Consider the following 26,492-nt stretch of genomic DNA (forward strand, 5'->3'; position numbering starts at 1 on the left):
CACTTCGTTAAGTTTCCTGCCGCCAGTCACGCCATTCGTTGACTATAGTGACAACTGGAAATAACGCTATTTAACGGGAGCCTTATGAAACAAGTTAAGCGAGAAATTGGCGATCACGGAGTGATTGGCGACCTGAGAACCTGCGCGCTGATTGCCAATGATGGCACCATTGATTACTTCTGCTGGCCTAATCTCGACAGCCCATCCGTCTTCACCGCCCTGCTCGACAGCGATGAGTCCGGATTATTCAGTATTGCCCCGGAGTGGACCGACGCGCGCCGCCAGCAACTCTATCTGCCTGATACCAACATTCTGCAAACCCGCTGGCTGGCAAAAGAGGGCGTGGCGGAAATCACCGACTATATGCCGCTTTGTCAGCAGCAGGATAAACAGCCGCGCATTGTTCGCCGGGTAAAAATGGTTCGTGGAGAAGCTCGCTTTCAACTGCGCTGCGCGCCGGTGCATGATTATGCCCGCGCCAATACGCAAGCCAGTCTGAAAGCGGGTTTAGTTGAGTTTTCTGCCGCCGGACAGCCGACGATGAGTCTGGCAGGAACCCAGCCGTTAACCGTCGAGGGCGCCGCCGCCGTCGCCAGTTTTACGCTGAAAGACGGTGAACACGCCGAATTTATGTTTGGTTGCGCCGAAGACGATCATCTCAACAATCTGGAAACCGACTACTGCTTTCAGGAAACCTCTGATTTCTGGCGCAACTGGTCGGCTAAAAGTAATTATCACGGGCGCTGGCAAGAGATGGTCAACCGCTCAGCGCTGGTGCTTAAGTTACTGACCTCATGGCAACATGGCTCAATTGCCGCCGCTGCCACGTTTGGCCTGCCGGAAGAGCTGGGTGGCGAACGCAACTGGGATTATCGCGCCTCATGGATTCGTGACGCCTCCTTCAGTATGTACGCGCTGATGCGGCTGGGCTATGTCTCGGAAGCGAAAGACTTTACCCAATGGGTTGGTCGCTGTGTTGAAAACAGCCATGATGAAGAAGAGAAATTGCAGATCATGTACCGGCTGGACAGCGGCACTGAACTGCATGAGCTCGAGCTGCTGAATCTCTCCGGCTACGCTGGCTCTGCGCCGGTTCGCATCGGTAATGATGCCTGGCGGCAAACCCAGCTGGATATTTATGGCGAGCTGATGGATGCCATCTACCTGGCGAATAAATATGGCGAGGCGATTTCGCATCGCGGCTGGGAAAATGTCTGCCGGATGATCGATCACGTCTGTGAAAACTGGAACCAGCCCGATGCCGGTATCTGGGAAATGCGCGGCGAACCGCAGCATTTTCTGCACTCGCGCCTGATGTGTTGGGTGGCGCTCGACCGTGCGCTGCGGCTGGGAATGAAACGCTCGCTGTCAATGCCTTATGAACGCTGGGACCGGGTACGCGCCGAGATTCGCGCCGATATCTGGAACAATTTCTGGAGTGATGAACTCGGCCACTTCACCGCCACCCGCCACGGTGATGCGCTGGATGCCTCGATGCTGCTGATGCCACTGGTGCGTTTTGTCGGTGCGACCGATCCGGAATGGCTGGCAACGCTGGATGCCATTAAACAGAATCTGGTCAGCGATGGCTTAGTGCGCCGCTACAACGTTGAAGAAACCCCTGCCGACGGGCTGGAAGGTGAGGAAGGGGCATTTGTTGCCTGCTCATTCTGGTACGTTGAGTGTCTGGCGCGTGCCGGTCGGGTAGATGAAGCGCACTTTGAGTTTGAAAAGCTGCTAAGTTATGCCAATCCACTCGGCCTGTATGCGGAAGAGTTTGACGCACGCGGCTACCCACTGGGCAATACGCCGCAGGCACTCAGTCATCTGGCACTTATCAGCGCCGCATTCTTTCTTAACCGGAAACTGAGTGGTGAAGTGCCACTCTGGCAGCCCTGATGCAAAAAAACACGATCCGCCAGTTAAAGCTGGCGTCCGGAGCGACAATTTTACGTAAAGTTAGTTCAACGACGAAAATTCCTGATTCCTTCCGGAGGCATTATGCACATATAATGTGCACCCGGTCACAGACCGGAAGTTGGGTCGACTATTAACAGCCTTATAGGCGCTAACACCTGAAGAACTATGAAAAAGACCATTCGCGCGATCGTCACACTGGCACTGGCATTTGCGGCATTCAGCCACTCTGCTTTTGCTGTGGTTTATCCACTTCCGGAAAAAAATAGCCGGTTGATCGGTGAAAACCTGGAAATTACCGTTCCTCAAGACAGCAAGTTGCCGCTGGAGGCCTTTGCTGCACAGTTCCAGATGGGCCTCAGCAACCTGCTTGAAGCTAACCCTGGTGTGGATGTTTATCTGCCACAGGCAGGCAGTAAACTGATCATCCCTCAGCAGTTGATTCTGCCGGACGCACCACGCGAAGGCATTATCATCAACAGCGCTGAAATGCGTCTTTACTACTATCCGAAGGGCACCAACACCGTGGTGGTGCTGCCAATCGGTATCGGTGAGTTAGGCAAAGATACGCCGATGGACTGGGTCACCAGCGTTCAGCGTAAGAAAGATGGCCCGACCTGGACACCAACCAAGAAGATGCATGAAGAGTACGCCGCTCGCGGTGAAAAACTGCTGGATGTCTTCCCGGCGGGTCCGGACAACCCGATGGGTCTGTACGCGCTGTATATCGGCCGCCTGTATGCCATTCACGGCACCAATGCCAACTTCGGTATTGGCCTGCGTGTCAGCCACGGTTGCGTACGTCTGCGTGCTGACGACATTAAATGGCTGTTCGACAATGTGCCGGTTGGCACCCGCGTTCAGTTTATTAACCAGCCGGTGAAAGCCAGCATCGAGCCAGACGGTTCACGCTACGTGGAAATTCACAATCCGCTCTCCACTACCGAAGAGCAGTTTAATTCACGTGAGCCGGTGCCAATCACCATCACCCCAGCCGTCAGTAAAGTGGTGGTTGATGCGTCAGTGAATCAGGCAGCAATGGACACTGCGCTGAAAGCACGCAGCGGTATGCCGACCAAAGTGAACGGCCTGTCAGAAAACGGTGAATCTGCACCGGTAGTTATTCCGGAATCGGATAACGCCCTGCCGCAGGAGCAGGCGATGACGCCAGCGACGCCGCAGAGTGCCGGCGCAGTTGAGTCGACTGAGGGTGCAACCGAGCCGACTGATGGCGCAGCACCGATTACTAATCAGGATACTCTTCAAACCGACGCACCGGTTGCCAGCGATACCTCGCTGTAACGGTTGCAGGTTGACATTAAAACGGGCCGCTCGCGGCCCGTTTTTTATTGTAAAGTCTCACCACTCAGCCTGATTCGACAGCAAAATTTACCCGGCCGGCTTTCCTGGCGGCAAGCTTAACAGCCGCAGAGTAATCAGCACTGCCGTCAGCACCACCCCTGCCGCTGCCAGATAAATCGACTGCATCCCCCAGTGACCTATCAGAATGCCGGCGACCGGCCCGGTCAGACCCAGCCCGAGATCGAGGAACGCAGAATAGGTCCCCAGCGCGCTGCCCTGGTTTTGCGGCTGCACCTGCTTCACCGCTTCCACGCCCAATGCCGGGAACACCAGCGAGAAGCCCGCACCGGTCATAAACGCGCCGACATCCACCAGCCACGGCGTCGCCGCCTGCCAGATAATCAGCAAGCCGACACACTCAATCAGAAATGACACCAGCGACACTTTCAGACCGCCAAAGCGGGTAATCATATTGCTGAACACCAGCCGCATGGCAATAAAACCGAGGCTGAACAGCGTCAGGGCGAAAGCCGCGCCGTTCCAGTCACGGCTGGCGAAATAGAGGGTAATAAAGGTGGCGATCACGCCAAAGCCGATGGTGCCCAGCCCCAGACCGAGACCGTACAGCCAGACGCGGGAAAAAACCTGATGAAACGGAATGCGGTTGGCCACCGTCACCTTAATCGCCGGTTTTTTGCTGGCCATCCAGAATCCCACTACCGCCATCAGGATAATCAGTGAGGCAAAACCGGCGATGCCAAACAGCTGATTCAGCATCACCCCCAGCGGCGCACCGATTGCCATCGCCAGATAGGTTGCCACGCCGTTCCACGAAATTACGCGCGCGGTTTGTAGCGTGCCGACCACATTGATGCCCCACAGGGTAGAACCGGTGCTGGTAAAACTCTCGCCAACGCCGAGGAATACCCGCCCGATTGCCAGCAGCAGCAGACTCAGCCACGGCAGCGTTTGCGCCAGCACCGCGGCAATCGACAATACGCCACTCATACCACAGCATACCAGCCCCAGCATTACGACACGTTTCGGCCCAAGAATATCAGCCAGACGTCCCGACTGTGGGCGACTGATTAGAGTGGCAAAATATTGAATGCTGATGATTAAACCGGCCAGAAAGGAGCTGTAACCCAGCTGGTTATGGACAAATCCCGGCAATACCGCCAGCGGCAAGCCCACTGACAGATAGCAAAAGAAAGTGAAAATAATCACCGAGATAATACGTTTATTGAGCTGAAAGTTACTGAGCGCTGCTGCTGATGACATGGTAAAAGCCGTTTTAGCCAGTGATGACAGAAATTATATGATACCCATCAATGGTTAACAGATCTTGCTAAGATTGTTGCGAAATGATTGTGGCAATCTCAGCTGAGGTTTTTAACGCACGAATTTCACTGAACAGATCGGTCGCCTCCGCATATTCCTTACGCAGATAGCCCAGCCACTGTTTGATGCGCGCCACATGATACAGTCCGGTGTCGCCCTGCTTCTCCAGCCGGGTATATTTCTGCAACAGCTGTACCACTTCGGGCCACGGCATACGTGGCTGATTAAATTTAATTACCCGGCTGAGATTCGGCACATTCAGCGCACCGCGGCCAATCATTACCGCATCGCAACCGGTGGTCGCGAGGCAATCCTGCGCGCTTTGCCAGTCCCAGATTTCACCATTGGCGATCACCGGGATGCTTAAACGCTGACGGATATCGCCTATCGCCTGCCAGTTGATGCGTTCCGCTTTATAGCCATCCTCTTTGGTGCGGCCATGTACCGCCAGCTCGGTCGCACCGGCCTGCTGCACCGCATCGGCGATTTCAAACTGCCGATCGCCGGAATCCCAGCCAAGGCGCACCTTTACCGTTACCGGCAGATCGCCCGGTACCGCTGCACGCATCGCTTTAGCAGCACGATAAATCAGTTCGGGATCTTTCAGCAGCGTGGCCCCCCCGCCGCTGCCATTGACCAGTTTTGACGGGCAACCACAGTTGAGATCCACGCCCCATGAACCGAGCGCCACCGCACGCGCCGCGTTTTCCGCCAGCCACTGCGGATGCTGACCGAGTAACTGCACGCGCACACGGGTACCTGACGGCGTCCGGCTGGCGTAATGCAGCTCCGGGCAGAGGCGGTAAAATGATTTTTCTGGCAACAGCTGATCGACCACGCGCAAAAACTCGGTGATGCAAAGATCGTAATCATTCACTTCGCTCAGCAGCTCACGAACCAGAGAGTCGAGAACGCCTTCCATTGGAGCCAGTAAAACCCGCATGTGTGTACACTCACAAAAATTGACGCGCAAGTTTACGAGTTTTCGTCGGGATGTGAAAGTCTGGAGACGGCAATCGCTGCCGCAGATGAAGAGAGGGCCAGCATCGCTGGCCCTTTACTGTCGATTAACCGTTGTTGGACGGGTTCGAACGACGCTGACGAGTCACATTGCTGCGCGGCGCGCTATTGCTGCCGCCTTCCGCTTTGCCACCGCGACCGGCAGATGAGGCACCTGCACCCTGACGACGCTGACCATTGCCCTGGCTGCGTTCGCCGCTGCCCTGACTACGATTCGCGCCCTGACCACGTTCACCGCTGCTCTGACCGCGATGCCCCTGGCCCTGACCTGCGCCACGGCCACGACCGCCGCCGCCATTGCCACCACGACCACCGCCGCCGCTGCCGCGACCGTTCTGGATCGGCTCAGCTTTGATGCTTGGGTCCGGCTCGTAACCGTCGATGGCGATACGTGGAATTTCACGTTTCAGTACGCGTTCGATATCACGCAGCAGTTTATGCTCGTCCACGCACACCAGCGACAGCGCTTCACCGGTAGCCGCCGCACGCCCGGTACGACCGATACGGTGAACGTAATCTTCCGGTACGTTAGGCAACTCATAGTTGACCACATGCGGCAGCTCTTCGATATCGAGGCCACGCGCGGCAATGTCGGTTGCCACCAGCACGCGAATGCCGCCATCTTTAAAATCACTCAGTGCACGGGTACGCGCGCCCTGGCTTTTATTACCGTGGATCGCCGCTGCGGTGATGCCGTCTTTATTCAGCTGCTCTGCGAGATGGTTAGCGCCGTGCTTGGTGCGGGTAAACACCAGCACCTGCTGCCAGTTATCGCGACCAATCAGGAAAGACAACAGCTCCCGCTTACGCTTCTTATCAACGAAGTGCACATGCTGGGTCACCTGTTCAGAAGCGGTGTTACGACGCGCCACTTCAACTTGCTCAGGATTGGTCAGCAGTTTTTCCGCCAGTGACTTGATCTCATCAGAGAAGGTGGCAGAGAACAGCAGGTTCTGACGTTTGGCAGGCAGTTTCGCCAGCACGCGACGAATATCGTGGATAAAGCCCATATCCAGCATGCGGTCAGCTTCATCCAGCACCAGCACTTCAATTTTCGACAGATCCACCGCGTTCTGATGTTCGAGGTCGAGCAGACGGCCTGGCGTTGCCACCAGCACATCCACGCCACCGCGCAGTTTCAGCATCTGCGGATTAATGCTCACGCCGCCAAACACCACCAGCGAGCGGATATTCAGATACTTGCTGTAATCGCGGACGTTTTCGCCGACCTGCGCCGCCAGCTCACGGGTTGGCGTCAGGATTAACGCACGCACCGGGCGACGGCCCTTGGCGTGCGGCTCGCTGCTGCTTAACAGCTGTAACAGCGGCAGAGTAAAGCCAGCGGTTTTGCCGGTACCGGTTTGTGCGCTGGCCATCAGGTCACGACCTGCCAGAACCACCGGAATCGCCTGACGCTGAATTGGCGTTGGCTCACGGTAACCCTGCTCTTCAACAGCACGCAAAATGTCGGCACTCAGGCCGAGGGAATCAAATGACATAAATTAGAGTAACTCCGGGTCCGCCCTGACCGTGTTCAACGGTGCAGTTTCCAGGGGGATAACTTGACGCCAGGCAAGCCTGACGTTTGAAAGGGGGGCACAAACTACGGTGCGTAAGCTTCTGATTGTAGCATCACCGCCGCCAACTCCCTAATGGTTCCGCTAACGGCCAGGATTAACAGATAAAAAAAGAGGCTGATTGCTCAGCCTCTTCTTATTTACAGCCTTCAGCTGCGCTTTTTTTGTGCGGTGCGCGCCGGCTCTTTCGCCAGTAGCGACACCACCGCCGGGCCTGCGAGCATCAGCAGGCCAATTCCGCCGACCAACAGGTTGTTATGAATCACCCGTGACAGCAGGAACAGCACCAGCATCGCGGCACCAAAGTAGTAAGTCGTGGTAACGTCTTCGAGAAAATCTCCGACATTACGCCAGCGCGGGATGCGCTGTGTCAGCATCATTGCAACAAATACGCTGCTGTACATCGCCAGTAAAACCATGCTGACCTGGATAAGCGACTGATGCTTCCAGCCCCATACCAGGGCGGCGATTAGCAACAGATGCAGTGAAATATGTACACAGGTTTGTCCGGTGACAATCTGAATACGGTTCGACCATTTCATCATTTTCTCCTGGCAGACCCAATTTAAGGTCGCCCAAGCTGTTACCGACAGGTGTCGGTGACACTTCCCTCAGACTAACGCAATTTTCGGATAATGCCGCAAATTACCGCTCATATCGGCACTCTTTTGTGACAAAGACTACACTTTATCCTTAACAAATCCAAAAGGAGAGCGCACCCAGTATGCCACAAAATGCGCAAGGATTTTCATTTAAAGTCCTGACGATCAATACCCATAAAGGTTTCAGCGCCTCAAACCGGCGTTTTATCCTGCCAGAATTGCGCGATGCGGTACGGGCAACGGCGGCAGACATTGTCTTCTTACAGGAGGTGATGGGCACCCATGAAACGCATCCGTTACGCGTCGAAAACTGGCCCGACACACCTCATTACGAATTTCTTGCCGATACCATGTGGGATGATTACGCCTATGGCCGCAATGCGGTCTACCCGGAAGGCGATCACGGTAACGCGGTGTTGTCGCGTTTCCCGATTGTCGAGTATCAAAATCTGGATATTTCGGTCGAGGGCACGGAGAAGCGCGGAATGCTGCACTGTAAGCTACAGGTGCCGAATCATGATGTTACCCTGCATGTGGTCTGCGTGCATCTGGGCCTGCGTGAAGCCCACCGTAGCGCGCAGCTGGATATGATGTGCGACATGCTGCAATCGCTACCTGCTGATGCGCCGGTGGTGGTGGCCGGTGATTTTAACGACTGGCAGCAGCGCGCCAGTCAGCGCTTGCAGCGTTGTGCCGCAATGGAAGAAGTTTTCAGCCGTGAAAACGGCAAACCGGCGCGCACCTTCCCCGCCGGTTTTCCGCTGCTGCGCCTTGATCGCATTTATGTACGCAACGCCAGTGCCAGCCATCCGCAGGCGCTGCCGCGCAAACCCTGGTCCCACCTCTCCGATCACGCGCCGCTGGCCGTGGAGATTCATCTATGACAATGCAATGGCGTGAGGGCAACCGCATCCGGTTGCTGGAAAATGGCGAGGAGTTCTTCCCGCGCGTGTACGGCGCTATCCGCCGTGCTCAGCGCAGTCTGCTGCTGGAGACCTTCATTCTGTTCGAGGATGAAGTAGGCAAACAGCTGCACGGTGTTTTACTGGAAGCCGCACAGCGCGGAGTCAAAATTGAAATGATGGTCGATGGCTACGGTTCACCGGACCTGTCAGACGACTATGTGCAAAGCCTGACCTCGGCTGGCGTGCGTTTTATCTATTACGATCCGCGACCGCTGGTGCTGGGAATGCGCACCAACCTGTTCCGCCGCCTGCACCGCAAAATCGTGGTGGCCGATGACGAAATCGCTTTTGTCGGCGGCATTAATTTTTCCGCCGAGCATATCACCAGCTTCGGCCCGCAGGCTAAACAGGATTATGCCGTTGAGGTCAAAGGGCCGATCGTCGAAGATATCTCGCGCTATGTGCAGCAGCAAATCGGTAGCGAACAGCCCACTCGCCGCTGGTGGCACCGTTCACACCGTCCGGCGCAGAATCGTACTCCCGGCGATGCACAGGCGCTGTTTGTCTTCCGTGATAATGACCAACATCGCGACGATATTGAGCAGAATTATATTGATATGCTGCAAAGTGCCCGCGAGGATGTGATTATCGCTAACGCCTACTTCTTCCCTGGTTATCGCCTGCTGCGTGAAATGCGCAATGCCGCGCAGCGAGGCGTGCGTATCAGACTGATTGTACAGGGCGAGCCGGATATGCCGATTGTTAAAGTCGGTGCAGAGCTGTTGTACAACTATCTGGCCGATGCCGGAGTAGAGATTTATGAATATATTCGCAGACCGCTGCACGGCAAAATTGCAGTGAAAGATCGGCAATGGGCGACCGTCGGATCCAGTAATCTCGATCCTCTCAGCCTGTCGCTTAATCTTGAGGCCAATCTGATCATTCACGATGGTCAATTTAACCAGCAGTTACGCGATAATCTTGATCGGCTGATCGCCGAAGACTGCCAGCGCGTCGATGAAAGCCAGCTGCCGAAACGCAACGGGTGGCATCTTGCCAAAAGCGTCATTGTGTTCCATTTTCTGCGTCATTTCCCGGCAATAGCCGGCTGGTTACCCGCCCATACGCCTAAACTGGCGCTGGTCGAGCCACCGGTTCAGCCGGAAATGGAAACCCAGGACCGGATTGATACCGATAACCAGGGAGCGAAATCGTAATGTCAAAAGCGCATCCGAAGTGGAAGCTGGCAAAAAAAATCCTCACCTGGCTGTTTTTTGCCGCCGTGATTGTGCTGCTGGTGATTTACGCGAAAAAGGTTAACTGGGAGGATGTGTATAACGTCATCATCAATTACAACCGAACGGCGATCCTCGCGGCGGTTGCGCTGGTGATTGTCAGCTATCTGACCTACGGCCTGTACGATCTTATCGGCCGCGCTTACTGTGGCCACAAGCTGGCCAAACGCCAGGTGATGCTGGTGTCATTTATCTGTTATGCCTTTAACCTGACGCTCAGCACCTGGGTTGGCGGCGTGGCGATGCGCTACCGCCTCTATTCGCGTCTTGGCCTGTCCGGCAGTACCATTACGCGCATCTTTTCACTCAGTATTGCCACTAACTGGCTGGGCTATATCTTGCTGGCCGGGGTGGTGTTTAGCTGGGGCATGGTGCCCATTCCCAAAGGCTGGTTTATCGGCGAGGGAACGCTGCGGATAATTGGCGTGGCGCTGCTGGCGTTGGTGGTGGTGTATCTTGCGCTCTGCACTTTTTCAAAACGCCGTCGCTGGACGATCAAAGGCCAGAAGCTGGCGCTGCCGTCGCTGCGTATGGCGCTGTTTCAGTTCTTGGTATCCAGCGCTAACTGGATGGTAATGGGCGCAATTATCTGGCTGCTGCTGGCGCAACAGGTGGATTATCCGATTGTACTGGGGGTGTTATTGATCAGCAGTATCGCCGGGGTCATCGTGCATATCCCGGCCGGGATCGGCGTGCTGGAAGCGGTGTTCCTTGCGCTGTTAAGCGGTCAGCATGCCTCCCACGGCAGCATTATTGCTGCGTTGCTGGCCTATCGCGTGCTCTATTTTATTGCCCCGCTGCTGCTGGCGCTGGTGCTCTATTTAGGGCTGGAAGGCCGCGCCAATAGCCTGCGCAAGAAGAATGAGCAGAATATGTAAGGCCGTTACCGGCTAATGCTGGAAGACTCCAGGGGAGCAATTATCGGCTCCCCTGGAGATGACAAACAGATTGCTGCGATTAGCGGCGGTTGCCGAAAATGCGTAACAGCATCAGGAACAGGTTGATAAAGTCCAGATAGAGCGTTAAAGCGCCCATAATCGAGAAACGACGCAGATTTTCTTTATCGTCGACATTGATGCCTTCACCAATATTTTTCAGTTTCTGCGTGTCGTAAGCGGTCAGCCCCACAAACACCACCACCCCGATATAAGTTACTGCCCACATCAGTGCGGTACTTTTCAGCCAGAAATTCACCAGCGTTGCCAGCACGATACCAATCAGCGCCATAAACAGCATATTGCCCATGCCGCTAAGATCGCGTTTGGTGGTGTAGCCCCAGAAACTCATGGCACCAAACATCCCGGCAGCAATAAAGAAGGTGCTGGCAATCGATGAATAGGTGTAAACCAGGAAAATACTGGCCATGGTTAAACCGGTCAGCGCTGAATAGAGCATAAACAGCGCGGTGGCCACTGCCCCGCTCATCTTATGCACCATACCGGACAGCACAAACACCAGTACCAGTTGAACGATGATCAGACCAAAAAAGGTAATCTGATTAGCAAACACCAGTTGCATCACCGACGGCGTGTTCGCCGCAAACCAGGCAACAAAGGCGGTTAACAGTAAGCCACAGGTCATCCAACCATAAACCTGGGCCATATAGGTTTGCAGACCGGTTCCGGCCTGCTGAACAATCGAACCGTTAGAACGTGGATATCGATCCATAACGCGCTCCTTAGCGTAAAAGTGAAATCACTACCTAAAGTTTGGCACAATTTGGGCCATTTTTGCTATTTGCTATTGTTGCAGTTTTTGATTCATTTCCCGCCGTTGAGTATTTATTAACGCGCCATACAGGCCTGATAGCGACTGTCGACCCGCTGGGCGAACCACGCAGTGGTCAGATTACGGGTGATTTTCGGGCTTTCCAGTTTAATGCCCGGCAATATCTCACGCGGCAGACGCTTACCCGCCGTCTTATCAGCCAGCGTGAACAGGTCCTTCCACAAGTCGGTTTTTTCAAACTCCGGCGTATCGCCTTTCTCCAGCGCGCGACGAATCGCCCGATCGCTGATATCCAGCTGCCTGGCCAGCGTACGCACCGCCAGTTCAGTCGAGCTGGGCTTGTCAGAACCGTACAGGATTAAATCGCCGTCCAGCGCCAGCTTCATGCCGCTGGCGCGGGTGACCGCTGCCTGAAACGCCGCATTTCGGCTGGCGTACCAGCCGGCGTTAAAGTCGGCAAAACGATACAGCGGCTGGCTGTAGTTTGCCGGATAACCCAGCAGATGGCGGGTACCAAACCAGATCCCTCCGCGCTGGCTGAACACTTCACGGCGAATCGAGCCATCAATCGGATACGGATAGCCTTTGGCGTTGGCTTCAGCGAAAGCGATGCTGACCTGCATCGGTCCGCCGGTATGAACCGGGTTAAGATCGCCAAACAGCGTCTGCCCCATCGGTACAATATCGATAAAGTCGTCAAAGATGGCGCTCAGTTCCTTTTCACTGCGTACCTTGTCGAGGCGTTCACTGTAGCTTTTGCCATCAGGCGACTTAATCATTAGCGCGGTGCGCACCATAAACAGTGGCACATGAACTTTTGCTGCACGACGTTCAATTTCACCCCAGGCAATTTTGGGCAGCCCCGGCACCGGCGAGTTGGCATCAAAAGTCGATTCCTGATCGGTTACGGCAATCACGGCACAAATATTGGCCTTGCTCGGCTCAATCTCCTGCGTACGCAGGGCGGTATAGATATCCGTCGCCCACGCCGATTTGTTACTGACTTTCGTCGGCATTAACCGGGTTATTTGCGCTTTGACTTCCGCCGGGCTTTTGGCGGGAGCTTCAATGGTTTTTTTACTACTACATCCTGCCAGCACTAATAAGACTGACAGCAAAATGCCGCGCGGGCGAACTGGGGATAACATGCCGATCCTTATGATTTTTATCTGCGGCAGGCACCTTAACCAGGCTGCCGCAGCGAATCCATCAGATTAGACCATTTTCCGCGGATCAGGCGGGTTGGTACATCGGATAAGTGAAAAACAGCAAATTCAGCAAATTGAGTGCGAAGTGAAAAAGCACTGCGACCCACAGACTGCCGCTCCACATCCACGCCAGCCCGAAAATCACCCCGGCCAGCGAAGCAAACGCCACCAGCAACATGCCGCCCGCCAGGTGACTGATGCCAAACAGCAGCGCACTGACCAGTAAGCCATAGACCGGACCAATAAGCTGGCTTAGACGGCGCTGCAAATAACCGCGAAACAGTGCTTCTTCGGCGAGGCTGACAAAAAACAGATTGGCCAGCGCAAACTGCCAGAACCATGTCGGATAATGCAGCTCCAGCTTCAGGCCTCCGACGGCGGTAGCCAGCAGCAGCAGCAATGGCACCGATGCGATCAGCAGCAGCCAGTTACGGGGCCGGGTGCGGCGCAGTGGCTTACAGCAATAAAGCGTCGGCAGAGCAGCCAACAGGACAAAAGGAATCAATGCTTTATCGAAGTTGTAATACATCGAAAATGGCGCACTCAGCGCGCCAACCCGCACATTATCCAGCAGTTTAGGATTGTTGAATCCGGGGAAAAAATGGCTGAGTAAATTCAGGGCAATAAACAGTAAAAGCAGTTCAGCGCTGATAGCAATCGCCTGGATATGGCGGTAACGCCTGAGCAGCAATGCAATGATCGCCACGCACACCATTCCCCACAGGCCCAATGGCTCGACCACCCCGATAGAGGCGGCCCAGAGAATGGACAGCACCAGCATCAGTATGCCAACGCTGCGGTTAAATCCAGCGGTAAGTAACGAGCCAGCCAGTAAAACCCACATAAAAAATCCTTTTAACCTTGAGTAACTTCGGCGCCACCTTTTTAGTGACAGCCGGCTAATCTTATCCTTACAGTGCAGGCAGCGCTACCCGGCTGATGAATTCCAACGGCTTGCAGCTTGCCGATCGCTGTCTCGCGCATCCACCCAGCGATCGCCATCGGCTGTCGCCTCGCGCTTCCAGAACGGTGCGCGGGTTTTCAGGTAATCCATCATAAACTCGGCGGCGGCAAACGCCGCTGCACGGTGCGCGCCGGTTACCCCCACCATCACAATTTCATCACCGGGAAACAGTTCGCCAACGCGATGAATCAGCGTCACGCGCTGTAACGGCCAGCGCTGACGCGCCTCGGCAACAATCTCTTCCAGCGCTTTTTCCGTCATTCCCGGATAATATTCCAGCGTCAGCGCGGAGACATTATCCCCCAGATTATGATTACGCACCTTGCCGGTAAAAGTTACCACCGCGCCATCTTCATCACAGGCAGCCAGCCACTGATACTCTTCAGCCATCGAAAATGGCTGATGGCCGACGCGAATACGGGTCTCCATTCTAACCTCCGGTTACCGGTGGAAAAAAGGCGACTTCATCGCCAGCATTAAGCGGGTGTTGCATTGACACCAGCGTCTGGTTAACCGCGGCCAGCAGTTTGCCGGACTCCAGCGCCAGCGCCCAGCGATCGCCCTGTTCTGCCAGCGCCGCGCGCAGGCTCTCGACATCCGGGTAGTCGGCATTCAGGCTTAAACGATCGGTCCCCACCAGCTCACGCACCTGGGCAAAAAACAGCACGTTAAGCATGGGTCACCGCCTGAAAATCTCCGGACTTGCCGCCGCTTTTACTTAGCAGGCGCAGATTATCGATGGTGATATCTTTTTGTACCGCTTTACACATATCGTAGATAGTTAAGGCCGCCACCGACGCCGCGGTCAGCGCTTCCATCTCCACGCCGGTTTTTCCGGTTAAGCGGCAGAGTGACTCCACGCGTACCCGGCTGTGCTCAGGTTCGGCGCGCAGGCTGACTTCCACTTTGCTCAGCATCAGCGGATGACATAACGGAATCAATTCCCATGTACGTTTCGCTGCCTGAATCCCGGCGATACGTGCCGTGGCAAACACATCGCCTTTATGGTGGCTGCCGTCGATAATCATTTGCAGGGTATCAGGGTGCATCACCACCCAGGCTTCGGCGCGTGCTTCGCGCACCGTTTCAGTTTTGGCGGAAACGTCCACCATGTGCGCCTCACCTGAGGCATTGATATGGGTTAATTGTGACATCGTTACGGCTTCTTTAAGTGCGAAATAAAATTACACGGGCGGGTGCGGGCATCAAGCTGATCGACAATAATGCGCTCCCACGCGCTGCGGCAGGCATTACCGGAACCCGGTACAGCAAAAATTAGCGTCTGGTTGGCCATACCGGCCAATGCGCGCGATTGCAGTGTAGCGCTGCCGATATCCTCGTAGGACACCATACGAAACAGTTCACCAAAACCCTCAATTTCCCGGTCGAACAGCGGCAGCAATGCTTCCGGCGTGCTGTTGCCAGCATTAAATCCGGTACCGCCGTTGATTAGAATCACCTGCACATCACTGCTGGCAATCCAGCTGGAGACAATCGCGCGGATGCGATACTTATTATCTTTGACAATCGCGTGGTCAATCACCTGATGGCCGGCGTCGGTAGCGGCCTCACGCAGATAGTCACCGGAGCTGTCGTTCGACGCATCGCGACGATCGGAAACGGTTAATACGGCAATCGCCGCAGAGATAAATTCGGGTTGAGTTTTACCCATTGGACTTCTCCAGGCCGGTTAGCCGCCAATAAAAGAGAGATTCTGAGTGATGCCAGTATTACCCTGATGCAGAAAGTGAGTCTGCTTTTTGGTTTGCAGACTGGCGGCGATACGCGCCTGTAACTCCTGCTGCTGATCATCGCTGACCAGCAAATCGCGCAGTGATACGCCGCCGTCTCCAAACAGACACAGATGCAACTTGCCGATGGCCGACACGCGCAGACGATTACAGCTGGCGCAAAAATCTTTTTCGTAGGGCATGATCAACCCGATTTCGCCCTGATAATCCGGATGACGAAACACCTGCGCCGGGCCATCGCTGCGCGCGCGCGGCAGGCGCTGCCAGCCGAGATTAATCAGCTGCTCGAGAATCACTTCGCCAGAAATATGGTGCTTACGGAACAGGGAACCGCCATCACCGGTTTCCATCAGCTCGATAAAACGCAGCTGAATTGGTCGGGTTTTGATCCAGTCGAGGAAGGTATCCAGACTGTGATGATTAACATCGCGCATCAGTACGGTATTAACTTTGACTTTGTCGAAACCAGCGTCAAAGGCGGCATCGATACCGCGCATCACCTGATAAAATTTATCTTGTCCGGTAATCGCATGAAACTGGCGGGCGTCAAGACTGTCAATGCTGACATTCAGCGCCGTCAGTCCGGCGGCACGCCATGCCGCCACATCGCGTTCGAGACGATAGCCATTCGTGGTCACCGCCAGCTGACGGATAGCGCGATTTTCCCGCACGGCAGCAATGATCTCGACAAAATCACGACGCAGAGACGGCTCACCGCCGGTCAGCCGCACCTTTTCAGTACCCGAAGCCGCAAACGCACGGGTAACCCGGCCGATCTCATCCAGCGACAGGAAGCTTTTATTGGTGGTGCCCTGCGGCTTGTAGCCGTCAGGCAGGCAGTAGTTGCAACGAAAGTTGCATACATCAGTGATCGATAAGCGCAGGTAGTAAAACTTACGCTCAAAATTATCAATAAGTTGTGACACCAGAACACCTTTCCAGATTGGGAGATGCAGTCATTTCTTTCTGCACCCTGGCAGCTCAGAGGCTACGGCCAGTGTGCCCTATCTCGCGTTTCGCGGACTTAGGCACAAAGGCTAGAGTGTGATTTGCAGAATCCCTGCAAGTCATGGTGAAATAATTTTAGCGCTAACCTTATGGCGTTGCCAGAAACAGTTTCGTTGTATATGTTGATACATAGCGGTCGGTTAGACACTTTTCACCACCTTTTCGCCGCATGATAAGCTAATATCCTCCCGATAACTTTGATACCCGTCAGTTATGCGGAGCATAAGCAGTTTGTGCTATAAAGAGCCGCAACCGGCAAAGATGAGCGACAGAGGAGTTTTGGTGAATGCGTAATCGCACACTAGCGGATTTAGACCGCGTGGTGGCACTCGGCGGTGGACACGGATTAGGTCGCGTGATGTCAGCGCTGTCACCCCTGGGTTCAAGACTGACCGGCATCGTCACCACTACCGACAATGGCGGTTCGACCGGCCGTATTCGTCGCTCGGAAGGCGGCATCGCCTGGGGCGATATGCGTAACTGCCTTAATCAGTTAATTACTGAACCAAGCGTCGCCTCAGCGATGTTTGAGTACCGTTTTAACGGTAATGGCGAATTATCGGGCCATAATCTCGGTAATTTGATGCTGAAAGCGCTCGACCACCTCAGCGTGCGACCGATTGAAGCGATTAATCTGATCCGTAACCTGCTGAAAGTTGATGCTTTTCTGATTCCAATGTCAGAACAGCCGGTCGATTTAGTGGCGCTCGATGCTGAGGGTAATTGGGTCTATGGCGAAACCGATATCGATCAGTTAACGCTGCCACCGCAGGAGCTGATGCTTTCGCCAGCGGTAAACGCCACCCGTGAAGCGATTGAGGCCATTGGCGAAGCCGATCTGATTTTAATCGGTCCCGGCAGCTTCTATACCAGCCTGATGCCGGTTCTGCTAATGCCTGATATGGCCCAGGCACTGCGCCGCACGCCGGCAACGATGGTGTTTATTGATAATCTCGGTCGCGAAGTCAGCCCGGCAGCCGCTGATTTGACGCTGGCCGACAAGCTGACAATGATGGAAAAAGTGATCGGTAAGAAAGTCATTGATGCGGTGGTAACCGGCCCGCAGCGAGAAACCCAGGGAGTAGAGGATCGTCTGCTGATCCGTGAGCCGCTGGAAGCCGCTGATATCAAACACCGTCACGACCGCCAGCTGCTGCGTATTGCGCTGGAACATGCTATTCAGGCGATTGCCTGACTTCCGGCGGGCCAGATTTCACAGCCCGCCGGATAGCCGCACCCAATCAGGAAGCCGCAATAAACAGTTCACGCGCCTCATGCAACTGATCGCGCACCGCCGCAGCCTCTTCAAACTCCAGATTCTGCGCATGTTGCTGCATCAGTGATTCCAGCTCATGAATTTTCTTCTGCAACGCCTGCGGCGTCAGCGCCAGGTAGCTGCCCTCGGTCTCGGCCGCCACGCGGGTTGATTTGCCACGCCCTTTGTTTTTGTTTTTGCCGGTGCCCTGTCCAATCTGCAAGATATCAGCGATTTTCTTGTTCAGGCCCTGCGGCACAATGCCATTCTCTTTGTTGTACTGCTCCTGCTTCTCACGGCGACGCTCGGTCTCGCCGATGGCCTTCGCCATCGAGTTGGTAATGCGATCGCCATACAGAATCGCCTTGCCGTTGATATTACGCGCGGCGCGACCAATGGTCTGAATCAACGAACGTTCGGAGCGCAGGAAGCCCTCTTTGTCGGCATCCAGTATCGCTACCAGCGACACCTCTGGCATATCAAGCCCCTCACGCAGCAGGTTGATCCCCACCAGCACATCGAACTCGCCGAGGCGCAGATCGCGGATAATCTCCACCCTTTCGACAGTATCGATATCCGAGTGCAGATAGCGCACCTTTTCGCCATGCTCCTCAAGGTACTCGGTCAGATCTTCCGCCATGCGCTTGGTCAGCGTGGTCACCAGCACCCTTTCGTTAATCGCCGCCCGCTTACGGATCTCAGACAACAGGTCATCGACCTGAGTCCCGACCGGACGCACTTCGATAATCGGATCGAGCAGACCGGTCGGGCGCACCACCTGATCGATAATCTCTTCACCCGATTTCTCCAGCTCGTAGTTACCCGGCGTCGCGGAGACATAAATGGTCTGTGGTGCCAGCGCTTCGAACTCTTCGAATTTCATCGGGCGGTTATCCAGCGCCGACGGCAGACGGAAGCCATACTCCACCAGCGTCTCTTTACGCGCACGGTCGCCGCGATACATGCCACCAATTTGCGGAATCGTAACGTGCGACTCATCCACCACCAGCAGGCCATCAGCTGGCAGATAGTCAAACAGCGTTGGCGGCGCTTCGCCCGGCCCACGACCTGAAAGGTAGCGCGAATAGTTTTCGATCCCGGAGCAGTAACCCAGCTCGTTCATCATCTCGAGATCGAACTGTGTACGCTGCGACAGGCGCTGCTCTTCCAGCAGCTTATTGTTGGCCAGCAGCACCTGACGACGATCCGCCAGCTCAACTTTGATCTCTTCCATCGCCTGTAAAATACGTTCACGTGGCGTAACGTAGTGGGTTTTCGGGTAGATGGTATAGCGTTGCAGCACCTCCAGCACCTGGCCGGTCAGTGGGTCCAGCAACGACAGCCGCTCGACTTCTTCATCGAACAGCTCAACGCGTAGCGCAATTTCATCGGATTCCGCCGGAAAGATATCGATAACCTCGCCGCGCACGCGGAAAGTCCCGCGCTGAAACGCCTGGTCATTGCGCGTGTACTGCAATTCGGTCAGACGACGCAGAATCGAACGTTGATCGATTATCATGCCGCGCGTCAGATGCAGCATCATTTTCAGATAAAGATCGGGATCGCCCAGGCCATAAATCGCCGATACCGAAGCCACCACAATCACATCGCGGCGTTCCAGCAGCGCTTTGGTGGCCGACAGCCGCATTTGCTCAATATGTTCGTTCACCGAGGCGTCTTTCTCGATAAAGGTATCTGAGCTTGGCACATAGGCTTCGGGCTGATAGTAGTCGTAATATGAGACGAAATACTCCACCGCATTATCGGGGAAAAACTCTTTCATCTCGCCGTACAGCTGCGCAGCCAGCGTTTTGTTTGGCGCCAGCACCATCGTCGGGCGATTAAGATCGGCAATCACATTCGCGACGGTAAAGGTTTTTCCTGAGCCGGTCACCCCCAGCAGCGTCTGATGGGCAAGACCATCTTCCAGCCCTTCCTCAAGGCGTCGAATTGCCTCGGGCTGGTCGCCAGAAGGTTTAAATGCGGAATTAAGTTTAAAAACTTTGCTCATTGATGGGCTACCTGAAGAAGAAAAGCGCGAACCGGAGTGTAATTCTACTCCCCCTTGGCAAATTTTCCAGAAAATTATACTGGATATAATAACAGTTATTTCGCACAATGTGTGGTCTCAGAGTAATCACTGACTTTTCTCCGACTTTACTGGACAAATGCCTGAGGACAGGTCGATAAGGTTATCCCCAGAAGTTTTGAACCTTTAACATTTGTCAAGCGCACTGTCGCGAAAGCGTCACAGAGGAAATGTCGGAAATGCCGCAGGCTTGATTTTCATCAACTTGTTGATTTCATTTCAATTGATTCCTGAGCCGAGATAAGCATCAGTTAAAGCCGAAGCCGCGTCCGCTCTCGCTTATCACATGTTTTCAGTATCTAATGCACAAGGTTATCCACAGGAATAGTGGATAACTGATTTCAGCGCCCGAAACATCAGGTGTGTATAAATCTGTGCTGCACCCGTTCTGCGCGCTGAAATATTTTTTTTTCGCTTTTTTTCATCTTTTCTTATCGCTAAACGGCCTATGCAATGCATAACTTGCCGCGCCATGCCACTGTTTTCGGACATTGTTTTTGGGATGCGCTTCTCGTCGATATTGCCCAATTCCGCTCCCTTTGCACCACTCAGCCCAGTCATAAGCACCGTAACAGTGCAGGCCACTGTTAACCTTATGTGATTATTTAACTCCACTGACTAATTGAAAGGCTTAATTACTCGCCAAAGGTAAAAGTTAACTTTTTCTGATACGAGCTGGCCTGTTAATTGCAGCACGTCTTTACTACCTCGCGCTTATAAACACCGGGCCAGCAAAGCCCGTTGCCAGCGCAAGATAATCCCGAAGGAGTGTGCCCGATGCTAAGTTTACGTGCGGTTAATCAATTTTATGGTCAGAACCATATTTTGTGGGATGTTGATCTCGATCTGCCGCCCGGTACTTGTACCGGAATTATCGGGCGTCCGGGCATGGGAAAAACCACGCTGGTCAACTGCATTATGGGCAACTTGCCGGTCAACAGCGGCAGCATGACGTGGCAGGAAAATGGCGCGCCGCCGAAAAATCTGCTGCTGCAACCGATGGAGACCCGGGCGCGGATGGGCATCGGCTATGTGCCGCAGGGGCGCCATATTTTCTCGCAGTTAACCATTGAAGAAAATTTACTGATTGCGCTACTGGCCGGACAGAACGACCGCCACTGCGCCATTCCCGCCATGGTGTATGACCTGTTTCCACATCTTTACGCATTGCGTCATCAACGCAGCGGCGAGCTGCCTGTCGAGCAACAGCAGCAGCTGGCGCTGGCACGCGCGCTGGTGTTACAGCCGAAATTACTGATTCTTGATGAGCCGACCGAGGGGATGTCACCGTGGCTGGAGGAGGAGATGGGCAACCTGATTTATCGTCTTAATCATGATTTTGGCCTGACGATTCTGCTGCTGGAGCAGCGCCTGTCGGTGATTCGCCGCGTGGCGCACTACTTTCTGCTGCTGCATCGTGGACGTAACGTGGCGCAGGGTAAGGTTGCCCAGCTGGATGACAGTATGGTCAATATGTGGCTGACGGCGTCGTAACCGGGCGGGACGACATCAATCGTCCCGCGCCGGTTAATCTGGCAGCCGCAGGAAGTCGCCTGCGTGGTCGAATGCTTCAGGGCTGGTCAGCCACGGGATTTCGCCTAAAAACGGCGCCGGCAGCCGTTGGCGCAGCGTGGCGAGATATTCCTGATGCCGCTTACCTGGCGGCGCAATATCGTTAGCAATCCAGCCAGCGAACGGCAATCCGGCGGCGGCAATCGCCTGCGCGGTCAGCATGGCATGATTAATACAGCCCAGCTTAACTCCGACCACCAGGATTACCGGCAGCTGTTCCAGTCTGACCCAGTCGGCAAACGTCGTCTGCTCAGAAAGCGGCGTAAACCAGCCGCCTGCCCCTTCGGTCAGCACCCAGTCCGCTTTGGCACTGAGCTGCGCCAGCCCGGCCGACATCTGGCTGAACGTAATCGCTCTGCCCTGCTCGGCGCTGACGATATGCGGCGAAGTCGGCTCAAGAAAGGCCAGCGGATTCACCTCATGATAATCCAATGCCAGCGCACTGTATTTTTGCAGCGCCAGCGCGTCGCTGTTGCGCAACCCAGCGGGCGTTGATTCACAGCCCGATGCCACCGGCTTGTAGCCGACAGCACAATAGCCTGCACGCACCGCCGCCTGCAACAAGGCGCTGCTGGCGACGGTTTTTCCCACTTCGGTATCGGTTCCGGTGACGAACCAGCGTTTACTCACAATGAATCACTCCAAACACTAAATGGTAACTGAGCAGAAAACCGCGCGCGTCGCGTTGCCAGACATTCTCCAGCTGCTGCAGACGCTGGCGGGTCATCAGTCCGGCACTGCGGCCCTGATGCACATGGGTTGCGCCAATCCCCTTTAGCGAACGCATCGCCGACAGCACGTCCGGGAAAGCCAGCGTCAGCGTCTGCTGGCTCAGCTGCATTGACCTTCCGGCAGCGGCAGCGGCGATCTGTTCAACGGGAAGAAAAGGATTGACGTGTACCGCACCGTCAACCTGTAACCACGCATCACGCACTTCGCTGAGCGAGTCGGCTGCCAGCGTGGAGAACAGCACCTTGCCGCCGACGCGCGTCACCCGGCACAGCTGGTTAAGCGCATGGGCTAAATCATCGCACCACTGTACTGCCAGATTGCTCCAGCAGAGATCGACCGCCCGATCGGGCAGCGGTATCGCATCGATATCGCCATGCAGATAGTGGTGCGCGACCTGGCAATTTTGCGCCTGTGCCAGCATCGCCGCAGAAAGATCGAGCGCTGTCACTTCGCAACCGCGCTCACGCCAGCGCTGGCTGAACCAGCCGGTGCCACAGCCTGCATCCAGTATGCGGTGATACGGGGTGATATCGATCAGCGACATCAGCTGCTCACCGCAACGTCGTTGCAGCTCAGCATGCTGGTTATAACTGTGCGCGGCGCGGCCAAATGCCTGCGCCACCGCCTGTTTATTCACCCTGAGCGTCATACAGCCTCTCCAGTAGTGCATCGATATCATCTGGCTGCTGGCTGGCATTCAGCGTAATCCGCAGTCTTGCGGTGCCCGGCGGCACGGTAGGCGGGCGGATCGCTGTCACCCAGCAGCCGCGCGCGCGTAACCGCTCAGCTAACGCCACGGCGGCCTGGTTTTCCCCGACGATCAGCGGCTGGATCGCCGTTTGTGAATCGCCGAGGGTATAGGGCAGTTCGCCTGCGCCCCGACGAAAACGGGCGATATTTTCATCCAGCTGCTGCCGCAGTTCGTCGCCCTGCTGAACCGCCCTGAGTGCTGCCTGTAACGCACAGGCCTGCGCAGGCGGCATTGAGGTGCTGTAGATCAGATGACGGGCGAACTGCAACAAATAGTCGGCAGTATCGTTATCGCAGAGCACCGCGGCCCCGCTGACGCCAAAAGCTTTGCCAAAGGTGACCACCAGCAATTCCGGTTTGATCTGTTGCTGCCAGCAGCTGCCACGCCCCTGCTCGCCCAGCACCCCAATCCCGTGCGCGTCATCCACCATCAGCCAGCTGCTGGCCTGCCGTGCCAGTTGATGCAGCTGCGCCAGCGGAGCGGCATCGCCGTCCATACTGAATACCCCTTCAGTCACCACCAGCGTTTCCGCTGCGCTGTCGCCGGTCAGCAATTTTTGCAGGCTGGCGGGCTGATTGTGGCTGAAACGACGCAGGGTTGCCGGACTAAGGCTCGCGGCTTCCAGCAATGAAGCGTGCGCTAATTTATCGGCGAAGATACGGTCACCTTTCGCCATTAATGCCGCAATCAGCGCCTGATTTGCCGCAAAACCGGAAATAAACAGCAAGGCGCGGGAATAGCCGAGCCAGTCGGCCAGCTGCGCTTCGAACTCGGCATGGGCAGCGGTATAACCGGTGACGTGCCCCGAGCCGCCAGAGCCAACGCCGTAGCGTTCAGCCCCCTGCTGCCAGGCACGTATCACCCGTAAATCGTGGCTCAGTCCAAGATAATCGTTACCGGAAAAGTTGCGATAACGCTGGTTATTGACCTCAATCCAGCGCGCATCGCCTTGTTGATTAAGGATGCGCTGACGCAGTCGGCCGGTTTCCCGGCGCTGCATCAGCGCCTGCTGTATGCGGTGTTGCCAGCTCATCAGACCGCCGCGTTGTAAAACTTATCGCTATCGGCATTAAACAGCTGCTCGGTCAACACATGCTGCTGCTCGTTATCCCCTGCGTCAGTGGTGGTGTGCTCAGGATTCAGCCCCAGCTTGCGGAACAACAGCAGGTCTTTATCTTCTTCAGGGTTTGGCGTAGTCAGCAATTTGCAACCGTAGAAAATCGAGTTGGCTCCGGCCATAAAACACATTGCCTGCGTCTGCTCGCTCATCTGCTCGCGACCGGCTGACAGGCGTACATGGGAAGCCGGCATCATAATGCGCGCCACGGCAATGGTGCGGATAAAATCAAACGGCTCGACGTCTTCGTTATCAGCCATCGGCGTGCCTTTCACTTTCACCAGCATATTGATGGGCACGCTTTCTGGCGGCACCGGCAAATTCGCCAGCTGTACCAGCAGACCCGCGCGATCTTTCACCGTTTCGCCCAGCCCGACAATGCCGCCGGAACAGACTTTAATCCCGGCATCGCGCACTTTACCCAGCGTATCCAGACGCTCCTGATAGCTGCGGGTGGTGATCACGCTGCCGTAAAATTCTGGCGAGGTATCGAGGTTGTGATTGTAAAAATCGAGACCGGCGTCAGCGAGGCGGTGCGCCTGGCTGTCGTTCAGCGTGCCGAGCGTCATGCAGGTTTCCATGCCCATCGCCTTGACCCCTTTCACCATCTGCTCAAGGTAGGGTAAATCGCGATCGTGCGGATTTTTCCAGGCTGCGCCCATACAAAAACGACTGGAGCCGGCGGCTTTCGCCTTGCGTGCTGACGCCAGCACCTCTTCGACTTCCATCAGGCGTTCGGATTCCAGACCGGTTTTATAACGCGCACTCTGCGGACAGTATTTACAATCTTCCGGGCAGGCTCCGGTTTTGATTGAAAGCAGGGTACTGACCTGCACCTGTCGCGGATCAAAATGCTGGCGATGCACCTGCTGCGCTTCGAACATCAGTTCGAGAAAAGGCTTGTTAAACAGGGCCTGCGCCTGTGCGATTGTCCAACGGTTTGCCATTGCTTGCTCCAAAAAAAGGGGGTCGTAAATATTCACTGCTGAGTTATACTTGTAAACTAAATCTTTTTATTTTGGTTTACAAGTCTCGCTATGACCCCATCCGACCTCGCTTTTGACCGCAATCATATCTGGCACCCCTATACCTCGATGACCGATCCCCTGCCCTGCTATCCGGTCGTTGCGGCTGAGGGAACCTCACTGCAACTGAGCGACGGACGCCTGCTGGTCGATGGCATGTCATCCTGGTGGGCGGCGATCCACGGTTATAACCATCCGCGCCTCAATCAGGCAATGCAGCAGCAGATCGGCCAGATGTCGCACGTGATGTTTGGCGGCATTACGCATCCGTCAGCGGTCGCGCTGTGCCGTAAGCTGGTGGCGATGACGCCAGCGGCACTGGAGTGTATATTTCTCGCCGATTCCGGCTCGGTAGCGGTCGAAGTATCGATGAAAATGGCGCTGCAATACTGGCAGGCGCGCGGCGAAAAGCGTCAGCAATTTCTCACCCTTCGTAACGGTTATCACGGCGATACTTTTGCCGCGATGTCGGTCTGCGATCCGCAAAACTCGATGCACAGCCTGTATCAGGGTTACCTGCCGAGCCATCGCTTTGCCGATGCGCCACAGTGTCGCTTTGACGACCGCTGGCTGGAGCGCGATGTCGATTCGTTTGAACAACTGATCGGCAACCATAAATCGTCGCTGGCGGCGGTGATTCTGGAGCCGATTGTGCAGGGCGCGGGCGGCATGCGTTTTTATCATCCGCGCTATTTGCAGCGGGTGCGTGAGCTGTGTGACCAGCATCAGGTACTGCTGATCGCCGATGAAATCGCCACCGGCTTTGGCCGCACGGGCAAACTGTTCGCCTGTGAACATGCCGATATCACGCCGGATATTCTCTGCGTTGGTAAAGCTCTGACCGGCGGCACCATGACGCTCTCTGCCACGCTGACCACTCGTCAGGTGGCAGAGACCATCAGTAACGGTGCAGCAGGCTGCTTTATGCACGGCCCGACCTTTATGGGCAATCCGCTGGCCTGTGCGGTAGCCAGCGAAAGCCTGGCGATACTGGCGGAAAACCACTGGCAGGATCAGGTTGCCAGCATCGAACAGCAGCTGCGCAGCGCGCTGTTACCGCTGCGCGATCATCCGCGGGTGGCCGATGCGCGCGTACTCGGTGCCATCGGCGTGATTGAAACGCACCAGCCGGTGAAGATGGCGGAAATCCAGCAGTTCTTTGTTGAACAAGGCGTCTGGATCAGGCCATTTGGTCGCTTAATCTACCTGATGCCACCGTATGTGATTGAAGCATCAGCGCTTAAGCAGCTGACCGATGCAATTATCGCCGCGGTTGAACAGCCTGTGCTGTTTCAGGGGCACTGAACACCTGCCAGCGGGCACGGCGAGTAGT

At 55.4% G+C, this 26,492-nt stretch carries 26 protein-coding genes and 1 riboswitch; of the genes, 8 read left to right on the forward strand and 18 right to left on the reverse strand.

The window, feature by feature from the left end; all coding sequences use genetic code 11:
• The first annotated feature begins 84 nt into the window (after positions 1 to 84).
• Together ACP3TC_RS14340 and ACP3TC_RS14345 are read left to right on the forward strand one after the other, a co-directional pair.
• Positions 85 to 1,899, forward strand: a complete 1,815-nt coding sequence (locus ACP3TC_RS14340; protein ID WP_313856592.1) for a glycoside hydrolase family 15 protein — start codon at positions 85 to 87, stop codon at positions 1,897 to 1,899.
• 186 nt (positions 1,900 to 2,085) lie between these two features.
• Positions 2,086 to 3,219: a L,D-transpeptidase family protein gene (locus ACP3TC_RS14345; RefSeq protein WP_313856590.1), complete on the forward strand. Its 1,134-nt coding sequence runs from the start codon at positions 2,086 to 2,088 to the stop codon at positions 3,217 to 3,219.
• A gap of 87 nt (positions 3,220 to 3,306) precedes the next feature.
• On the opposite strand, the gene ACP3TC_RS14350 is transcribed toward ACP3TC_RS14345, so the two are convergent.
• The 4 genes from ACP3TC_RS14350 to ACP3TC_RS14365 all read right to left on the reverse strand — a co-directional run bounded on the left by ACP3TC_RS14350 (position 3,307) and on the right by ACP3TC_RS14365 (position 7,699).
• A complete protein-coding gene (locus ACP3TC_RS14350) occupies positions 3,307 to 4,500 on the reverse strand; it encodes an MFS transporter (RefSeq protein ID WP_426816710.1) in 1,194 nt (397 codons plus the stop codon).
• A gap of 67 nt (positions 4,501 to 4,567) precedes the next feature.
• The gene (gene dusC / locus ACP3TC_RS14355) at positions 4,568 to 5,503 is read right to left on the reverse strand and encodes a tRNA dihydrouridine(16) synthase DusC (RefSeq protein WP_313856587.1); all 936 of its coding nucleotides are present in this window, start codon (positions 5,501 to 5,503) and stop codon (positions 4,568 to 4,570) included.
• Positions 5,504 to 5,627: 124 nt separating this feature from the next.
• The gene (rhlE, locus tag ACP3TC_RS14360; RefSeq protein WP_426816711.1) at positions 5,628 to 7,079 is read right to left on the reverse strand and encodes an ATP-dependent RNA helicase RhlE; all 1,452 of its coding nucleotides are present in this window, start codon (positions 7,077 to 7,079) and stop codon (positions 5,628 to 5,630) included.
• Positions 7,080 to 7,306: 227 nt separating this feature from the next.
• Entirely contained in the window at positions 7,307 to 7,699 is a 393-nt protein-coding gene (locus ACP3TC_RS14365; protein WP_313857640.1) for a YbhQ family protein, read from the reverse strand.
• 182 nt (positions 7,700 to 7,881) lie between these two features.
• Here ACP3TC_RS14365 and ACP3TC_RS14370 point away from each other — a divergent pair, with 182 nt between their 5' ends.
• Genes ACP3TC_RS14370 through ACP3TC_RS14380 form a run of 3 tightly spaced genes read left to right on the forward strand, consistent with a single transcriptional unit; the run spans position 7,882 to position 10,837 of the window.
• Positions 7,882 to 8,643 (forward strand): endonuclease/exonuclease/phosphatase family protein, encoded by a 762-nt coding sequence (locus tag ACP3TC_RS14370; RefSeq protein WP_426816712.1) that lies wholly within the window; start codon positions 7,882 to 7,884, stop codon positions 8,641 to 8,643.
• Entirely contained in the window at positions 8,640 to 9,881 is a 1,242-nt protein-coding gene (gene clsB, locus ACP3TC_RS14375; RefSeq protein ID WP_313856581.1) for a cardiolipin synthase ClsB, read from the forward strand. The genes ACP3TC_RS14370 and clsB overlap by 4 nt, the downstream gene beginning before the upstream one ends.
• Positions 9,881 to 10,837: a lysylphosphatidylglycerol synthase domain-containing protein gene (locus ACP3TC_RS14380; protein WP_426816713.1), complete on the forward strand. Its 957-nt coding sequence runs from the start codon at positions 9,881 to 9,883 to the stop codon at positions 10,835 to 10,837. Before clsB ends, ACP3TC_RS14380 begins: the two co-directional genes overlap by 1 nt.
• A gap of 79 nt (positions 10,838 to 10,916) precedes the next feature.
• On the opposite strand, the gene ACP3TC_RS14385 is transcribed toward ACP3TC_RS14380, so the two are convergent.
• From ACP3TC_RS14385 to moaA, 8 genes are all read right to left on the reverse strand, one after another.
• The gene (locus ACP3TC_RS14385) at positions 10,917 to 11,627 is read right to left on the reverse strand and encodes a Bax inhibitor-1/YccA family protein (RefSeq protein ID WP_313856579.1); all 711 of its coding nucleotides are present in this window, start codon (positions 11,625 to 11,627) and stop codon (positions 10,917 to 10,919) included.
• 116 nt (positions 11,628 to 11,743) lie between these two features.
• Positions 11,744 to 12,835: a DUF1615 domain-containing protein gene (locus ACP3TC_RS14390; protein ID WP_426816714.1), complete on the reverse strand. Its 1,092-nt coding sequence runs from the start codon at positions 12,833 to 12,835 to the stop codon at positions 11,744 to 11,746.
• Positions 12,836 to 12,920: 85 nt separating this feature from the next.
• A complete protein-coding gene (locus ACP3TC_RS14395) occupies positions 12,921 to 13,739 on the reverse strand; it encodes a CPBP family intramembrane glutamic endopeptidase (RefSeq protein WP_313856577.1) in 819 nt (272 codons plus the stop codon).
• Positions 13,740 to 13,823: 84 nt separating this feature from the next.
• A complete protein-coding gene (gene moaE, locus ACP3TC_RS14400) occupies positions 13,824 to 14,288 on the reverse strand; it encodes a molybdopterin synthase catalytic subunit MoaE (protein ID WP_313856576.1) in 465 nt (154 codons plus the stop codon).
• A 1-nt stretch (position 14,289) separates the two neighbouring features.
• Positions 14,290 to 14,535: a molybdopterin synthase sulfur carrier subunit gene (moaD, locus tag ACP3TC_RS14405; RefSeq protein ID WP_313856575.1), complete on the reverse strand. Its 246-nt coding sequence runs from the start codon at positions 14,533 to 14,535 to the stop codon at positions 14,290 to 14,292.
• Positions 14,528 to 15,013 (reverse strand): cyclic pyranopterin monophosphate synthase MoaC, encoded by a 486-nt coding sequence (moaC, locus tag ACP3TC_RS14410; RefSeq protein ID WP_313856574.1) that lies wholly within the window; start codon positions 15,011 to 15,013, stop codon positions 14,528 to 14,530. Before moaC ends, moaD begins: the two co-directional genes overlap by 8 nt.
• Positions 15,014 to 15,015: 2 nt before the next feature.
• Positions 15,016 to 15,531, reverse strand: coding sequence for a molybdenum cofactor biosynthesis protein B (gene moaB, locus ACP3TC_RS14415; RefSeq protein WP_313856573.1), 516 nt, complete (start codon positions 15,529 to 15,531; stop codon positions 15,016 to 15,018).
• 18 nt (positions 15,532 to 15,549) lie between these two features.
• Positions 15,550 to 16,539 (reverse strand): GTP 3',8-cyclase MoaA, encoded by a 990-nt coding sequence (moaA, locus tag ACP3TC_RS14420; protein ID WP_426818282.1) that lies wholly within the window; start codon positions 16,537 to 16,539, stop codon positions 15,550 to 15,552.
• Positions 16,527 to 16,667, reverse strand: a riboswitch (molybdenum cofactor riboswitch). Its footprint overlaps the gene before it by 13 nt.
• 237 nt (positions 16,668 to 16,904) lie before the next feature.
• Between moaA and yvcK the strand changes: the two genes are divergently transcribed.
• Complete coding sequence (yvcK, locus tag ACP3TC_RS14425; protein ID WP_313856572.1) at positions 16,905 to 17,813, forward strand: uridine diphosphate-N-acetylglucosamine-binding protein YvcK; 909 nt, start codon at positions 16,905 to 16,907, stop codon at positions 17,811 to 17,813.
• A 46-nt stretch (positions 17,814 to 17,859) separates the two neighbouring features.
• Here the strand turns inward: yvcK and uvrB are convergent, their stop codons facing one another.
• Positions 17,860 to 19,884, reverse strand: coding sequence for an excinuclease ABC subunit UvrB (gene uvrB / locus ACP3TC_RS14430; protein ID WP_313856571.1), 2,025 nt, complete (start codon positions 19,882 to 19,884; stop codon positions 17,860 to 17,862).
• A 390-nt stretch (positions 19,885 to 20,274) separates the two neighbouring features.
• A complete protein-coding gene (locus ACP3TC_RS14435) occupies positions 20,275 to 20,523 on the reverse strand; it encodes a hypothetical protein (protein ID WP_426816715.1) in 249 nt (82 codons plus the stop codon).
• Positions 20,524 to 20,739: 216 nt separating this feature from the next.
• Between ACP3TC_RS14435 and ACP3TC_RS14440 the strand changes: the two genes are divergently transcribed.
• Positions 20,740 to 21,456: an ABC transporter ATP-binding protein gene (locus tag ACP3TC_RS14440; RefSeq protein WP_313856569.1), complete on the forward strand. Its 717-nt coding sequence runs from the start codon at positions 20,740 to 20,742 to the stop codon at positions 21,454 to 21,456.
• A gap of 33 nt (positions 21,457 to 21,489) precedes the next feature.
• Here ACP3TC_RS14440 and bioD read toward each other — a convergent pair whose 3' ends face one another.
• Genes bioD through bioB form a run of 4 tightly spaced genes read right to left on the reverse strand, consistent with a single transcriptional unit; the run spans position 21,490 to position 25,081 of the window.
• The gene (gene bioD / locus ACP3TC_RS14445; RefSeq protein WP_313856568.1) at positions 21,490 to 22,164 is read right to left on the reverse strand and encodes a dethiobiotin synthase; all 675 of its coding nucleotides are present in this window, start codon (positions 22,162 to 22,164) and stop codon (positions 21,490 to 21,492) included.
• Positions 22,157 to 22,915: a malonyl-ACP O-methyltransferase BioC gene (gene bioC, locus ACP3TC_RS14450; RefSeq protein ID WP_426818283.1), complete on the reverse strand. Its 759-nt coding sequence runs from the start codon at positions 22,913 to 22,915 to the stop codon at positions 22,157 to 22,159. The genes bioD and bioC overlap by 8 nt, the downstream gene beginning before the upstream one ends.
• On the reverse strand, positions 22,896 to 24,050 hold the full coding sequence (bioF, locus tag ACP3TC_RS14455) for an 8-amino-7-oxononanoate synthase (RefSeq protein WP_426816716.1): 1,155 nt from the start codon (positions 24,048 to 24,050) through the stop codon (positions 22,896 to 22,898). The genes bioC and bioF overlap by 20 nt, the downstream gene beginning before the upstream one ends.
• Positions 24,050 to 25,081 carry a biotin synthase BioB gene (gene bioB / locus ACP3TC_RS14460; RefSeq protein WP_313856566.1) on the reverse strand — a complete coding sequence of 344 codons (1,032 nt, stop codon included), beginning with the start codon at positions 25,079 to 25,081 and terminating at the stop codon, positions 24,050 to 24,052. Before bioB ends, bioF begins: the two co-directional genes overlap by 1 nt.
• A gap of 90 nt (positions 25,082 to 25,171) precedes the next feature.
• On the opposite strand from bioB, the gene bioA reads away from it, so the two are divergent.
• Complete coding sequence (gene bioA / locus ACP3TC_RS14465; RefSeq protein WP_313856565.1) at positions 25,172 to 26,464, forward strand: adenosylmethionine--8-amino-7-oxononanoate transaminase; 1,293 nt, start codon at positions 25,172 to 25,174, stop codon at positions 26,462 to 26,464.
• Positions 26,465 to 26,492: the final 28 nt, after the last annotated feature.

This window comes from Winslowiella sp. 2C04 (assembly GCF_050037805.1).
Classification (GTDB): domain Bacteria; phylum Pseudomonadota; class Gammaproteobacteria; order Enterobacterales; family Enterobacteriaceae; genus Erwinia; species Erwinia toletana_A.